Below are 14,212 nucleotides of genomic sequence, written 5' to 3' on the forward strand. Positions count from 1 at the left end.
CCCGATGGCGCGCATCCCGGTCCCCGACGTCCTGTTCCGGGTCCTCGGCCGGCAGCTGGGCGGCCCGTCCGGCCCGCTCGGCGGCCTGGTCGCGCGGATGCTCAACAAGGGCAACGCGGCGCCGGTGGCCGCGGCCGTCGAGGCGCTCGGGCTGAGCGGCACCGAGGCCGTGGCCGACATCGGCTTCGGTGGCGGGGTCGGGCTCGACCTGCTGCTGGCAGCGACCGACCGCGGCGGCCGGGTGCACGGCGTCGAGCCGTCGGTGGACATGCTGGCCCGCGCCCGGAAGGCGCATCCCGAGGCGGTGGCCGCTGGGCGGCTCGAGCTGCACGAGGCGACCATGGCGTCGCTGCCCTTCGCGGACGGCGCGTTGGACGGCTGGATCACCACCAACACCGTCTACTTCGTCGACGACCTCGACGTCGCGCTGCGCGAGGCCGCGCGGGTGCTCGCGCCGGGAGCACGCGGGGTGGTGGGGATCGCCGAGCCGGAGTGGATGGCGCGCCAGCCGTTCGCCCGCCACGGGTTCACGGTGCGGCCGGTGGCCGAGGTCGTGCAGGCACTGGAGGCGACCGGGCTGGAGGTCGAGCACCGCACGCTCGGGCACCGCGAGCCGGCGTTCCACCTGCTCGTCGGCACCCGGCCCGGCGTCAGGAGCTGAACAGCAGGAACAGCCCGCCCGCGGTGAACCCGACCATCACGAAGAGCAGCGGCAGCTGCCCGGTGATCTGGTCGCGCTTGGGCAACAGGCTCAGTGCCCGGTCGTGCGCGGCGACGGCGGCGACGACGTGCCCGATCACGACGGCCAGCACCTTGACCGTGGCCAGCACCTCGGGGTGGTAGGAGAACCAGTACGACGGCTCGACGGCCGCCGTACCGAGGATGTCCCAACCCTTGCCCAGCGGGTCGCTGGCCCGGGCGAGCGTCTGGGTGCCGACGTCGATGAACAGGGTCAGGTAGTGCGCGACGATGTAGCCGAGCACGATCGGGACGATCGAGTGGGCGTAGTGCCGCGCCAGCTGACGACGCGGCACGTCGGCCCGCGAGGGTGTCAGCGCGCTGCCGATGCTGAACAGCAGCCCGGCGGTGAGGCAGAAGACGACCAGTGCGACGTTGTCGAGCAGGAACTTGCTGACCGAGGCGTTCTGGTAGGTCTTGACCCAGAAGGCCGACTCCGCGAAGGAGTCGAAGGCGGTGCTGCCGAACAGTACGGCGACCACACCGACCAGGCCCGGTGTGGGCGGGATGGTCGAGAGGTTGGCCAGCGGGCTGCGAAGCACCAGGCGGCCGTCGACCCGCGCCCACGGCGAGAGCTTCGCGATCAGCGAGGAGTAGACCTCGAACGGGTCGGCGTTCTCGTAGAAGCGGTTGCCGAACACGGCACCGCCGATGAGCATCGCGCCGACGTAGATCGCGCACCACAGCCGGACGCTGCCGAGCTCGGTGGGATGGGTGGAGGCCAGCTCCAGCCACACGAAGGCGAACAGGCCGAGCGCCGCCGGCCACAGTCCCAGCCGCTCGGGGTAGCGGACCAGGCCCTCGTCGGGGTCGCTGCCGGCCAGCCGGGCGATGCCGGCGTTGATGGTGCGGACCGGGCTGATCGCCCGCCACACCGGGCCGAACAGCGCGGAGGCGAAGACGAGCCCGACCCACCACCACACGTAGAAGATGCCGAAGAACGGGTTGGTCAGGGTGTTCTGGCCGAGCACCGCGGTGAACACGGTGTAGAGCGCGACGAGCATGCCGACCACGCGGAGCACGACGGGGAAGGCGGCCGAGCCGCTGACCCGGTCCAGCCAGGCGGGGGCCGGGCGACCGGGGTGCGCTCCGCCGTCGTAGCGCGGACGTCGCCAGGCCACGACGAGGACCGTGAAGGACACGACCAGCGCGGCGACCGCGCCGGACACGGCCAGCTCGAGCGAGATCGGCAGGTCGGCCTGACCGCCGATGCCGTGGGCTTCGACGGTCCCGGAGAGCGGGGTCATCGGACTTCGAGCTGGACGATGATCTGCGGCGGGTCGTGCGACTCCACCTCGATCACGCCGGGGCGGTCGATCGTGATCGGGAAGGTCTTGGTCCCGACGTCGTAGGCGAACTCCTGCTCGGGGTCGGAGTGCATGTGCAGCGAGCCGGCGGTGTCGGCCGTCACGACCAGGTCGACCGGCTGGCCGGCGGCCACCTTGACCCGGTCGCCCTTCGGCGTGATCTCGCCGTTCTTGACCGTGATGTCGACCACGACCTTCTCGTCGGTGCCCGCCTTCTCGTCGGAGCCGCACGCGGTGGCGGTCCCGAGGATCATGATCCCGGCGAGCGCCGCGCCGATGACGCGCAGCCGCTGCATGGTTCCTCCTGTCGCAGAACATCCGCGGACGAATCCACGGATGATCGATGTTGTCTGCCAGAATCTCATGTGATCCCAAGGCGACCGGATGGGGCCGGTCGCCGATGCTTCGGGGATCCGACCAGAGAGGCTGGGGAACCACGTGGTGGATCGGGTGCGCCCGCGGGACCTGACATTCCTCGAGCAGGAGTCGGCCGAGACCCCGCAGCACAACGCGACCATCGAGATCTTCGATCCCGGTGAGGGTCCCGAGGCGTTCGACCACGCCCGTCTCGTGGGGCTGATCCGCGACCGGATCGCGTTCGTGCCGCGCTATCGCCAGCGGCTGCAGGCGGTTCCCGGGCACCTCGCCAACCCGGTGTGGGTCGACGACGAGAAGTTCGACATCGGCTTCCACGTGCGACGCTCCGCGCTGCCGCGCCCCGGCACGTCCGCCCAGCTCCTCGAGCTGGTGTCGCGGATCGTGTCGCGTCCGCTCGACCGCAGCCGTCCGCTGTGGGAGATCTACTTCGTCGAGGGACTCGAGGGCGGCCGTGTCGCGCTGCTGTCGAAGACCCACCAGGCGCTGGTCGACGGCGTCCACACCGTCGACCTCGGCCAGCTGCTGCTCGACCTGCAGCCCGAGGCGCGTGCGCTCGAGCCCGACGACTGGCAGCCGCGACGCTCGCCCAACCCCGCGAACCTGCTGGCCACCGCCGTCCGCGAGAACCTCACCGACCCCGGCGAGCTGCTCGACACGGTCCGCACCGGCTCCCGTGCCCTGGCCCGCACCGCCGACCGGCGCAGCGAGCGGGCCCGCTCGTTCCTCGCCGCCGCGACCGGCCGGCGTCCCAAGACCCGCGGCGTCATCAACGGCCCGCTCTCCCAGCAGCGTCGCGTCGTCACCGTCGAGACCCGCCTGGCCGACTACCGCCGCATCCGCGAGGCCCACGGCGGCACCGTCAACGACGTCATCCTCGCCACCGTCACCGGTGCCCTCCGCGCCTGGCTGATGACCCGCTCCGAGTCGATGGGCGGGCTGCGCCAGGTGCGCGCCGTGGTCCCGGTCTCGGTCATCGACGAGGAGCTCGAGGCGACCTCGCTCGGCAGCCAGATCGCCGCCCACTTCGTCGACCTGCCGATCGGCGAGACCAGTCCCGTGGTCCGCCTGCACCAGGTGTCGTACTCGTTCCAGGCCCACAAGGACACCGGCCGCAGTGTCGCCGCCAACCGGCTCGCGGGCATCGCCGGCTTCGCGCCGACCACCTTCCACGCCATCGGCTCCCGGGTCGCCTCCGTCGAGCTGCGCCGCGGCTACCAGCTCTCGGTCACCAACGTCCCCGGCCCGCAGGCGCCGCTGTACGCCGCCGGCGCCCGCATGGTCGCCAGCTATCCCGTCCCGCCGCTGACGCCCGGGCACCCCCTGGCGATCGGCGTGACGTCGTACGACGGCGGCGTCTACTACGGCATCACCGCCGACCGCGACTGGATCCCCGACGCAGAGGTGCTGGGCGCGTGCGTGCGCGAGGCGCTCGACGAGCTGATCGACCTGTCCTCGGCGACCCGGCAGCGCGCCCCGCGCGGGCGGCGTACGACGAAGTCCACCTCGAAGGGGTCGGCGAAGGGCAAGCAGGACTGAGTGGGATCATGGGTCCCGTGATCCCGCTGCATCTCGGTGCCCTGCACCCCGTCGAGCAGATCGCCACGATCGTGCTCGCGTTCGGGCCGTTCCTGGTGCTGGGGATCGTGATCGCCGTCCGCCGCCGCGCCGAGTCCGACGAGGACATCGAAGACCTCGAGGATCTCGGCGCGACGGAGGAGCACGACCAGAACGGCTAGCCGGCGAGCCACTCCTTGCCGGTGCGCTCCTCGGCACGCAGCGCGCTGCCGAGGAGCTTGGCCAGCAGCTCCTCGATCTTGCCGGCGACGAGCGGGATCTTGACCTTGATCTCGAGCTCGACGGTCTCCTTGGTCACGCCACCGGTCTCGACGAGCGTCGCGGTGCCGTTGATCTCGCCCGGCTTGCCGGGGATGCCGACGGTGACGGTCGCCTTCAGGGGGCTCGCCCAGGTCTCGGTCTGCACGATCGTGGTGGTCTCGCCGATGAACTTCTTCGCGAACGACGGCACCTTGTCGGTGGGCTGCTCCATCTCGATCCGCACGGCCTTCGCGTCGACATTGCCCTCGATCTCGACGCTGTAGGACGTCGCGCGCTGGTTGCGGCACACGGTCTCGCGGAACACCGGGTCGGAGAGCATGGCCGCGACCTCGATCGCGGGGGCGTCGTACGTCATCTCGTGCACCAGCTTGGTCGCCATCTCAGCGCTCTCCCTTCAGCCAGGCCACGCCCACCGCGTGCTCGGTGGTGAGGCCTGCGTCGATGTTGTCGGCCATCAGCTTCTCCAGCTTCCCGGCGATCAGCGGCACCTTGACGACGACGTCGAGGTCCTGGACGTACGACGTGCCGCCACCCGCCGCGGACAGCCGGATCGTCCCCGTCGCCCTGGTGGGCTTGCCGGGTGCGGTGATCTCGATCGTGCCAGAGGTGGCGTCGTTCCACGACTCCCTGACCACCGCCTGGGTGGTGTCCCCGGCGATCTTCTTGGCGATCGCGGGCAGCCCGGCGGTGTTCTGCACCTGGTCGCTGACCAGCGTGAACCCGGCACCGGCCGGGGTGAGGGTGACGTCGATGGAGACGACGTCCTGGGCGGCGCCGACCTTCTCGCGGAAGGCGGGGTCCGCGAGCATCGCGAACACCTCCTCCGGCGGGGCGTCGTAGGCGAGCTCTCGGCTGTATCGCATACGAGACATCATGTCGCATGGGTCAGTTGTGAGGCGTCATGACGAGGTCCTAGTGTCGAGGTGTGTCAACGACGACGCTGCCCTCGGCACCGGGGGCTGACCGGGACCGCATCTTCGAGCAGGCCGCCGCGGCGGCCGGACCCGCGAAGGGATCAGGGGCGCCGCCCCGTGAGGCGCTGCCAGCACTGCTGCCGGCCTACTACCGGCACGTGGCCACCGAGGAGCTCGCGGCCCGCAGCGACCTCGACCTGTACGGCGCCTTCGCCTCCCACCACCACCTCGCCCTCGAGCGCCGTCCCGGCCAGGCAAAGGTCCGGGTGTACACCCCGACGGTCGCCGAGAACGGCTGGTCGGCCGGCGGCCACTCCGTGGTCGAGGTCGTCGTCGACGACATGCCGTTCCTCGTCGACTCGCTGACGATGGAGCTGGCCCGCGGCCTCCACGACGTGCGCACCGTCGTCCACCCGACCTTCGACGTACGGCGCGACGATGCCGGGCGCCTGCTGTCGGCCGAGCCCGTCTCCTCCGGCTCGACCGCGCCCGCCGACGGCGCGATCCGCGAGTCGTGGATGCACATCGAGATCGGCCGCCTCAGTGGCGAGGACGGCGACACCCCCGAGCAGGTCGTGGCCGACTGCCGCCGCGTGCTCGGCGACGTCCTCGCCTCGGTCGAGGACTGGCCGGGGATGCAGGCCCAGGTCGCCGACGTCGTGGCAGGCCTCAAGTCCGACCCGCCGCCGCTGCCGGCAGACGAGGTCCGGCAGGCCGCGGAGCTGCTCGACTGGCTCGCCGACGAGCACTTCACCTTCCTCGGCTACCGCGAGTACGTCCTGGACCGGGTGTCCGTCGACGGCGGGCCCGAGGACGATGTCCTGCGGCCGGTCCCCGGCAGCGGCCTCGGCATCCTGCGCGAGCACCCCGCGGAGGGTGACACCTCCATCGCGTTCAGCAAGCTGCCCGACGCGGTCAAGGCGAAGGCCCGCGAGAAGCGGCTCCTGGTCCTGGCGAAGGCCAACTCGCGATCCACGATCCACCGCCCGGCGTACCTCGACTACGTCGGTGTGAAGACCTTCGGCCCCGACGGCGAGGTCGTGGGGGAGCGCCGCTTCCTCGGGCTGCTGTCCAGCGCCGCCTACACCGAGTCGCTGCTGCGGATCCCGCTGCTGCGCGAGAAGGTCGACGAGGTCCTCGAGCGCAGCGGGTACGACGCCCGCAGCCACGACGGCGCAGCGCTCCTCGACACGCTCGAGACCTACCCGCGCGACGAGCTGTTCCACACGCCGGTCGACGAGCTGGCCCCGATCGTCGAGGCCGCCATGCAGGCTCGCGAGCGCCGGGCCGTGCGGCTGTTCATCCGCCGAGACACCTACGCCCGCTACCTCTCGGTGCTCGTCTACCTGCCGCGCGACCGCTACAACACCGGCGTGCGCCACCGCTTCGTCGAGATCCTCACCGAGCAGATCGGCAAGGGCCGGATCGGCCCCGACTCGGTCGAGTTCAACGTGAGCATCAACGAGTCGACCACGGCCCGCGTCCACTTCGTCGTCCACCTGCCCAAGGGCGAGCTGATCCCCGATGACATCGACGTCGCGGACCTCGAGCGCCGCCTGATCGAGGCGTCCCGCTCGTGGCAGGAGGACTTCCTGCAGGCCGTCATCGCGGAGTACGGCGAGGAGGTCGGCGCGCTGCTCGGCCGCCGCTACCTCGACGCCTTCCCCGAGGCCTACAAGGAGGACTTCACAGCCCGCACGGCCGCGGTCGACCTGGGCCGGATCGAGGGGATCCGCGGCGAGGAGGGCCGCGACCAGTCGCTGTACGCCGAGGTCGACGCCGCCGACGGCGAGGCCCGGCTGAAGATGTTCCGGGTCGGTGAGCCGCTCTCGCTGAGCGCGGTGCTGCCGATGCTGGCCTCGATGGGCGTCGAGGTCGTCGACGAGCGTCCCTACGGCCTGACCGGCCTGGAGCGGGTCACCCACATCTACGACTTCGGCCTGCGCTACGGCGAGCCGCTGCCCGATCACGCCCGCGAGCTGTTCGCGGCGTCGATGCGCGCGATGTGGGACGGCCACACCGAGGTCGACGGCTTCAACCGCCTGGTGCTGCGCGCCCAGCTGACCTGGCGACAGGCGATGCTGCTGCGCGCCTACGCGAAGTACATGAAGCAGGGCAACAGCCCCTTCGCCGTCGACTCGATCGAGCAGGCCCTGGTCGACAACGTCGACCTGGCCCAGCTGCTGGTCGCGTTGTTCGAGGTGCGCTTCGACCCCGCCGCCGAGCAGGACCGGGCGGCTCGCGAGGAGGCGCTGGTCGAGCAGGTGCGGACCGCGCTCGACGACGTGGTCAGCCTCGACCACGACCGGATCCTGCGCTCCTACCTCACCCACATCCGTAGCACCCTGCGCACCAACTACTTCCAGACCGACGACGGCGCGCCCAAGCCCTATCTCTCGCTCAAGCTGGAGCCCTCGGCGATCCCGGACCTGCCGGAGCCGCGGCCAAGGTTCGAGATCTTCGTGTACTCCCCGCGGGTCGAGGGCGTGCACCTGCGCTTCGGCGCGGTCGCGCGCGGCGGCCTGCGTTGGTCGGACCGGCGCGACGACTTCCGCACCGAGATCCTCGGCCTGGTCAAGGCGCAGATGGTCAAGAACACCGTGATCGTGCCGGTCGGCGCGAAGGGCGGGTTCTACGCCAAGCAGCTGCCTCCCATGGATCCAACACAGCCGAGCGACCGCGAGGCGTGGCTCGCCGAGGGCGTGGCCTGCTACACGACCTTCATCCGCGGCCTGCTCGACGTGACCGACAACCTGGTCGCGGGCGAGACCGTGCCGCCGCCGGACGTCGTACGCCACGACGCCGACGACTCCTATCTCGTCGTCGCCGCCGACAAGGGCACCGCCACCTTCTCCGACATCGCCAACGGCGTCTCGGCCGACTACCACTTCTGGCTGGGGGACGCCTTCGCCAGCGGTGGCTCGGTGGGCTACGACCACAAGGCGATGGGCATCACCGCCAAGGGCGCGTGGGTGTCCGTACGCCGTCACTTCCGCGAGATGGGCGTGGACTGCCAGAACGAGGACATCACCGTCGTCGGCATCGGCGACATGTCCGGCGACGTCTTCGGCAACGGCATGCTGTGCTCCGAGCACATCCGACTGGTGGCCGCGTTCGACCACCGCGACATCTTCCTCGACCCGTCCCCGGACGCCGCTGCGTCCTTCGCCGAACGCCAGCGGCTCTTCGACCTGCCCCGGTCGAGCTGGCAGGACTACGACCGGTCCCTGATCTCTGCCGGCGGCGGTGTCTACCCGCGCAGCGCGAAGTCGATCCCGGTCAGCGCCGAGGTCCGCGAGGCGCTCGGGCTCGCCGACGACATCGCGCACCTCACGCCGGCCGAGCTGATGCGGGCGATCCTGCTCGCGCCCGTCGACCTGCTCTGGAACGGCGGCATCGGCACCTACGTCAAGGCCGCCACCGAGATCAACGCCGACGCCGGCGACAAGTCCAACGACGCGATCCGGGTCGACGGCGGCGAGCTCCGGGTCCGTTGCGTGGGCGAGGGCGGCAACCTCGGCTTCACCCAGCAGGGCCGGATCGAGTACGCCCTGGAGGGCGGCCGGATCAACACCGACTTCATCGACAACTCCGCCGGCGTGGACACCTCCGACCACGAGGTCAATCTCAAGATCCTGCTCGACCGCATCGTCGCCGACGGCGACCTGACCGGCAAGCAGCGCAACGAGCTGCTGGCCTCGATGACCGACGAGGTCGCCGACCTGGTGCTGCGCGACAACTACGACCAGAACATCGCGCTCGCCAACGCCGCCAGGAACGCCGTCTCGCTCCTGCACGTCCACGAGCAGTGGATGCGCGACCTCGAGGCGCAGGGCCTGCTCGACCGCGAGCTCGAGGCGCTGCCCTCGAGCCGGGAGGTCGCCCGCCGGATCGAGGCAGGGGCGACCCTGACCCAGCCGGAGCTCGCGGTGCTGATGGCCTACACCAAGATCGTGCTGGCCGAGGAGCTGCTGGCCTCGGACCTGCCCGAGGACCCGTACCTCGACAACGACATCCAGGCCTACTTCCCGAAGCCGGTCCAGGAGCGGTTCGCCGAGCAGGTGGCAGCCCACCCGCTGCGTCGCGAGATCATCGTGACCCAGGTCGTCAACGACCTGGTCAACGGCGCCGGCATGACCTACTGGCCGCGGCTGGCCGGCGAGACCGGCGCCAGTCCCGCCGAGCTCACCCGTGCCAACTTCGTGGCCCGGGAGATCTTCGGCTCGCTCGCCCTGCGCCGGGAGCTGGAGCAGTACGACAACGTCCTGGACGCGACCGTGCAGACCCGGATGCGGGTCGAGATGCGCACCCTCGTCGAGCGGGCCTCGCGCTGGCTGGTCACCAACCGGCGGCCACCGCTCGACAGCCAGGGCAACGTCGAGTTCTTCGCGGCGCCGGTGCAGGCGACCATGCTGGAGCTGCCCCAGCTGCTGACCGGCGCCGAGCTGGCGTCGTACGAGGCCCGTCGGGAGCTGCTCGTCGGCCACGACGTCCCCGAGGACCTCGCCAGCCGGGTCGCGTCGTTCGACGTGGCCTACACGTTGCTCAACGTGGTCGAGATCGCCGACGCCCACGGCCTCACCCCGGCCGAGGTGGCCCGCGTCCACTTCGCCCTGGGGGAGCGGCTCGGGCTGTCCGTGCTGCAGCGCCGGATCGTCGACCTGCCGCGTGCCGACCAGTGGCAGACCATGGCCCGCGCCGCGCTGCGCGACGACCTCTACTCGATCCACGCCCAGCTCACCGCCCAGGTCCTCGAGGCCACCGGCGAGCTCGACGCGGTCGACGACCCCGCCGAGGCCGCTACCCGGCGCGTCGCGACCTGGGAGGCCGAGGCCGGAGGCGTGGTCGACAAGGCGATCGGCGCGCTGAGCGCGGTCTGCTCCGACGAGCCGACCGACATCGCGAAGGTCTCCGTCGGCCTGCGGGTGGTACGCGGCCTGCTGTCCTGACGAACTCGCCCCCTCGGCTTCGACGAGGGTTCACCACCAACGGCTAGGGTCGGTCGCGATGACTGCCATCCACGTGACCGGACTGACCAAGCGGTACGGCGACCTGGTCGCCGTCGACGGGGTGAGCCTCGATGTCGCCGAGGGGGAGTTCGTCGGGGTGCTCGGACCCAACGGTGCCGGCAAGACCACGCTCCTGGAGATGGTCGAGGGCCTGCGCCAGCCGGACGCCGGCGGGATCGAGGTGCTCGGCGAGCCCGTGTGGCCGCGCAACCCGCGGCTGCAGCCCCGCATCGGCGTCCAGCTCCAGGCCTCGTCGTTCTTCGAGCGGCTCACGGCCCGCGAGCAGATCCGCACCTTCGCCAGCCTGTACGGCGTCGGGCACGCCACCGCCGACGGCTGGCTCGAGCGGGTGGGACTGACCGACAAGGCCGAGAGCCGCGTCGAGGACCTGTCCGGCGGCCAGGCCCAGCGGCTGTCCATCGCCTGCGCGCTGGTGCACGACCCGGAGCTGGTCTTCCTCGACGAGCCGACGGCGGCGCTCGACCCGCAGGCCCGGCGCAACCTGTGGGACCTGCTGTCCTCGATCAACGACAGCGGTCGCACCGTCGTACTCACGACGCACTACATGGACGAGGCCGAGGTGCTCTGCGACCGGGTCGCGGTCATGGACCACGGCCGGCTCCTGCAGTTCGACACGCCCGCCGCGCTGGTCCGCGGCCTCGACGCCCCGGCCCGGATCCGGGTCGCGCCCGGTGCGCTCAGCGTCGCGCAGGCCGCGGCGATCCCCGGCGTCACCGAGACGCGCGAGGACGTCGACGGCGTCGTCCTGGTGACCCGGGACCCGGGCGGCGTGATCGGCGCCCTGGCCGCAGGGGACCACCTCGACGGCGTCTCCGTGCAGACCGGCACCCTGGAGGACGTGTTCCTCTCCCTGACCGGACGGGAGTACCGCGCATGAGCCGGCTGCTGCAGTCGCCGTTCTGGGCGCTGTCCGTCGCGATCCTGCGCGGCTTCCTGCGCGACAAGGCCGCGGTCTTCTTCGCGGTGATCTTCCCGCTGATGTTCCTGGTGCTCTTCGGTGGCCTGCTCGGCAGCCAGGACCAGTCGAAGGTGGACCTGATCCAGGTCGGCGCGGTCCCGCTCGTCGACGACCTGCCCGACGACGCGCACGCCGCCTTCCGCCAGACCTTCGAGGTCGATCGGACCGAGGACCTCGACGCCGCCCTGGAGGAGGTCCGCAAGGGCGACGCCGACGTGGCGATCGAGCAGCGCGGCGACGACCTGATCGCCCACTACACGCAGACCGACCAGGTCAAGGCGGCCATCACCCAGGGCACGCTGCGTGCGTTCGTCGACGGCGCCAACGTCGCCGCGACCGGCCAGCCGCCGGCGTACTCCTTCACCGCCGAGCGCGTCGAGGACGAGTCGCTCTCGGTCATCCAGTTCGTCACGCCGGGCCTGCTCGGCTGGGCGGTCGCGATGAGCGCGGCCTTCGGCTCCGCGGCAACGCTCCAGGGCTGGCGGCAGTCCAAGCTGCTGCGCCGCCTCCAGCTCGCACCCGTCGGCACAGGCACCATCGTCGGCGCCCGGGTGGCGGTGACGCTGCTGATCGCCTTCGGGCAGCTCGCCATCTTCCTCGGGCTCGGCGCGGCGGCGTTCGGGCTGACCCTCACCGGGTCGTGGTGGATGTCGATCCCGCTGGTCGCCGTCGGCACGCTGTGCTTCATGGCCATCGGCCTGCTCGCCGGTGCGCTCGCCAAGACCACCGAGGGCGCGGTCAACCTCGCCAACTTCCTGGTCCTGCCGATGGCCTTCCTCAGCGGCTCGTTCTTCCCGCTCGACGGCGCCCCCACCTGGCTGCAACGCCTCTCGGACCTGCTGCCGCTCAAGCACTTCAACTCCGGGATGCTCGACGTCATGGTCCGCGGCGAGGGACCGGCCGCCGCGCTCGCGCCGCTCGGGATCCTCGCCGGGTTCGCGGTCGTGGTCACCCTGCTCGCCGCGCGGCTGTTCCGGTGGGAGACCACCTGAGACCCCACGGGGGACCGGTGAGAAGCAATAGGCTGCGACGGTGCTCGACTTCGCGGTCCTTCTGGCCCTCCTCGCGCTGATCATCGTCGTCGCGCGCCTCGCGGGCGCCGCGGTCGCGAGGATCGGCATCCCGCCGGTCGTGGGCGAGATCGGAGCCGGCGTCCTGCTGGGTCCCAGTCTCCTCGGGATGCAGCTCAGCCAGGACCTGTTCCCGGTCGACCAGCGCGGGTTCCTCGACGTCCTGGCCCGCGTCGGGCTGGTGCTGTTCATGTTCGTCGTCGGGCTCGAGCTCGACCTCTCCCTGGTCCGGGGCCGCGAGAAGGTCGCCGTGTCCGTGTCGGTCACCTCGATCGCGCTGCCCTTCGCCCTCGGCATCGGGCTCGCCCACCTGTTCGTCAGCAGCGGGGCCACCGAGGCGCTGAAGCCGGCCGACGCGGAGTTCTGGCCGTTCGCGCTGTTCATGGGTGCGGCGATGTCGATCACCGCGTTCCCGGTGCTCGCCCGGATCCTCACCGACCGGCGGATGCACCGCACCGAGACCGGCGGCCTGGCGCTGGCCTGCGCGGCGACCGACGACATCATCGCCTGGACCCTGCTGGCCGTGGTGCTCGCGATCGCGGGCGTCGAGGGGGAGCACAGCCACCTGCCCCACTGGGCGATCTACCTCGCGGTGCCGTTCGTGGCCCTCGCCGTGTTCGTGGTCCGCCCGGCGCTGGGCTGGCTGACCACGGCGTACCGGAAGGCCGGCGAGCTCACGCCGACCATCCTCTCGGTGGTGCTCGTCGGCATGCTGCTCTTCTCGGCCACCACCGACCTGCTCGGCATCCACTACATCTTCGGCGCGTTCCTCTTCGGCGCGATCATCCCGCACGAGAACGCCGCCGCCCTGCGCCACGAGATCCTGGTCCGTCTCGAGCAGATCTCCGTGCTCCTGCTGCTGCCGGTCTTCTTCCTGCTCTCCGGCCTCAAGGTCGACATCCGCGGGCTCGGCGCCGAGCACATCGTCCCGATGCTCGGCATCCTCGCGGTGGCCATCATCGGCAAGTACGTCGGCGCGTACGTCGGCGCGCGGCTCCAGAGCGTCCCGCACTGGCAGGCCAGCTCGCTGGGCCTGCTGATGAACACCCGCGGCCTGACCGAGCTGATCATCCTCAACGTGGGTCTCGAGAAGGGCCTGCTCAGCCAGGAGCTGTTCACCATGATGGTGGTGATGGCCCTGGTCACGACCGTGATGACCGGCCCGCTGCTGGGCCTCGTCTACCCGCAGCGCCGCGTGGCCCGCGACATAGCCGAGGCCGAGCGGGCCGCGCTCGGCGAGGAGGCCGTCGACCGGATCCTGGTCCTGGCCCGTGACGGGCAGGACAACCGGCTGCCCGTCGAGCTCGCCGTCGCCGCGCTCGCCGGCGCCCGGCCGGCCGAGATCGTGCTCGCCGACCTCACTGCGCAGGGTCGTCCGCTCGAGGTCGGCAGCGGCCTGTCGCTCGACCTCGCCGAGATGGCGGCGGCGATGGAGCGCCAGCAGGTGCTGGTGCACCACGGTGAGGAGCTGGGCGTCCCGGTCCGGGTGATCGCCCACCCCAGTGCCGACGTCGAGCAGGACCTGGTCGAGCTGGTCGGCGCCCTCGCCCCGCAGGGCCTGGTCGCCTGGTCCGACGACCCCGCGCTCACCGCGGTGGTGGCCGCCAACGAGTCGCCGGTCGTGGTCGCCGCCGCCGGTACGACGACCCCCGACCCCGACGCCCCCGTCGTCGTCGACTGGGCCACCGGCAGCAACGGCGAGGCCGCGATCGTCCTCGGCGCCCGGCTCGCGCTCGCCCGCGGCACCACGCTCGCCCTGCACGGCGACGGTGGCCGGCGCCAGGCGGCAGCCCGGGCGGCTCTGGAGTCGCGCGGGGTGCGGTTCGCGGACCCGGCCGCCGACGCGGGGCCGCTGGCCGCCGTACCGATCGCGGTGGGTGCCCTGGACGCCGCTACGGCGACCGTGCGGGTGCGCGCCGAGCTGGACGCCGCCCCCGTCGACTTCGCAGCCGTGCCGCTCGCCGCGGGGGCGACGGTCTGA

The 14,212-nt window shown here is 71.6% G+C and carries 11 protein-coding genes; 7 read left to right on the plus strand and 4 right to left on the minus strand.

Features of this window, described 5'->3' with window-relative positions; all coding sequences use genetic code 11:
• The first annotated feature begins 4 nt into the window (after positions 1-4).
• Positions 5-661 (plus strand): class I SAM-dependent methyltransferase, encoded by a 657-nt coding sequence (locus FBY23_RS09870; RefSeq protein WP_141797982.1) that lies wholly within the window; start codon positions 5-7, stop codon positions 659-661.
• On the opposite strand, the gene FBY23_RS09875 is transcribed toward FBY23_RS09870, so the two are convergent.
• Together FBY23_RS09875 and FBY23_RS09880 are read right to left on the minus strand one after the other, a co-directional pair.
• On the minus strand, positions 651-1,985 hold the full coding sequence (locus tag FBY23_RS09875) for a hypothetical protein (protein WP_141797983.1): 1,335 nt from the start codon (positions 1,983-1,985) through the stop codon (positions 651-653). The two genes, FBY23_RS09870 and FBY23_RS09875, sit on opposite strands and share 11 nt — an antisense overlap.
• Positions 1,982-2,341 carry a hypothetical protein gene (locus FBY23_RS09880; protein WP_141797984.1) on the minus strand — a complete coding sequence of 120 codons (360 nt, stop codon included), beginning with the start codon at positions 2,339-2,341 and terminating at the stop codon, positions 1,982-1,984. Before FBY23_RS09880 ends, FBY23_RS09875 begins: the two co-directional genes overlap by 4 nt.
• A 145-nt stretch (positions 2,342-2,486) precedes the next feature.
• Between FBY23_RS09880 and FBY23_RS09885 the strand changes: the two genes are divergently transcribed.
• Both FBY23_RS09885 and FBY23_RS09890 read left to right on the plus strand, forming a co-directional pair.
• Entirely contained in the window at positions 2,487-3,959 is a 1,473-nt protein-coding gene (locus FBY23_RS09885) for a wax ester/triacylglycerol synthase family O-acyltransferase (RefSeq protein ID WP_260805875.1), read from the plus strand.
• Between the two features lie 17 nt (positions 3,960-3,976).
• Positions 3,977-4,159, plus strand: coding sequence for a hypothetical protein (locus FBY23_RS09890; protein ID WP_141797986.1), 183 nt, complete (start codon positions 3,977-3,979; stop codon positions 4,157-4,159).
• Here FBY23_RS09890 and FBY23_RS09895 read toward each other — a convergent pair.
• Both FBY23_RS09895 and FBY23_RS09900 read right to left on the minus strand, forming a co-directional pair.
• On the minus strand, positions 4,156-4,638 hold the full coding sequence (locus FBY23_RS09895; protein ID WP_141797987.1) for a DUF2505 domain-containing protein: 483 nt from the start codon (positions 4,636-4,638) through the stop codon (positions 4,156-4,158). The genes FBY23_RS09890 and FBY23_RS09895 overlap by 4 nt on opposite strands.
• Before the next feature lies 1 nt (position 4,639).
• Positions 4,640-5,122, minus strand: a complete 483-nt coding sequence (locus FBY23_RS09900; RefSeq protein WP_160158206.1) for a DUF2505 domain-containing protein — start codon at positions 5,120-5,122, stop codon at positions 4,640-4,642.
• Between the two features lie 62 nt (positions 5,123-5,184).
• Between FBY23_RS09900 and FBY23_RS09905 the strand changes: the two genes are divergently transcribed.
• Genes FBY23_RS09905 through FBY23_RS09920 form a run of 4 tightly spaced genes read left to right on the plus strand, consistent with a single transcriptional unit; the run spans position 5,185 to position 14,212 of the window.
• Complete coding sequence (locus FBY23_RS09905; RefSeq protein WP_141797989.1) at positions 5,185-10,122, plus strand: NAD-glutamate dehydrogenase; 4,938 nt, start codon at positions 5,185-5,187, stop codon at positions 10,120-10,122.
• Positions 10,123-10,180: 58 nt separating this feature from the next.
• A complete protein-coding gene (locus FBY23_RS09910) occupies positions 10,181-11,080 on the plus strand; it encodes an ABC transporter ATP-binding protein (protein ID WP_141797990.1) in 900 nt (299 codons plus the stop codon).
• Complete coding sequence (locus FBY23_RS09915) at positions 11,077-12,153, plus strand: ABC transporter permease (RefSeq protein WP_141797991.1); 1,077 nt, start codon at positions 11,077-11,079, stop codon at positions 12,151-12,153. The genes FBY23_RS09910 and FBY23_RS09915 overlap by 4 nt, the downstream gene beginning before the upstream one ends.
• Before the next feature lie 40 nt (positions 12,154-12,193).
• Positions 12,194-14,212 carry a cation:proton antiporter gene (locus FBY23_RS09920; RefSeq protein ID WP_141797992.1) on the plus strand — a complete coding sequence of 673 codons (2,019 nt, stop codon included), beginning with the start codon at positions 12,194-12,196 and terminating at the stop codon, positions 14,210-14,212.

This window comes from Nocardioides sp. SLBN-35 (assembly GCF_006715725.1).
In the GTDB taxonomy this organism is placed as follows: Bacteria; Actinomycetota; Actinomycetes; order Propionibacteriales; family Nocardioidaceae; genus Nocardioides.

What these genes read in the sequence shown, in the direction of transcription:
- FBY23_RS09875 (WP_141797983.1), bottom strand. Translation starts at nt 1,985, where the DNA reads ATGACCCCGCTCTCCGGGACCGTCGAAGCCCACGGCATCGGCGGTCAG.
- FBY23_RS09895 (WP_141797987.1), bottom strand. Translation starts at nt 4,638, where the DNA reads ATGGCGACCAAGCTGGTGCACGAGATGACGTACGACGCCCCCGCGATC.
- FBY23_RS09900 (WP_160158206.1), bottom strand. Translation starts at nt 5,122, where the DNA reads ATGCGATACAGCCGAGAGCTCGCCTACGACGCCCCGCCGGAGGAGGTG.
- FBY23_RS09910 (WP_141797990.1), top strand. Translation starts at nt 10,181, where the DNA reads ATGACTGCCATCCACGTGACCGGACTGACCAAGCGGTACGGCGACCTG.
- FBY23_RS09870 (WP_141797982.1), top strand. Translation starts at nt 5, where the DNA reads ATGGCGCGCATCCCGGTCCCCGACGTCCTGTTCCGGGTCCTCGGCCGG.
- FBY23_RS09915 (WP_141797991.1), top strand. Translation starts at nt 11,077, where the DNA reads ATGAGCCGGCTGCTGCAGTCGCCGTTCTGGGCGCTGTCCGTCGCGATC.
- FBY23_RS09880 (WP_141797984.1), bottom strand. Translation starts at nt 2,341, where the DNA reads ATGCAGCGGCTGCGCGTCATCGGCGCGGCGCTCGCCGGGATCATGATC.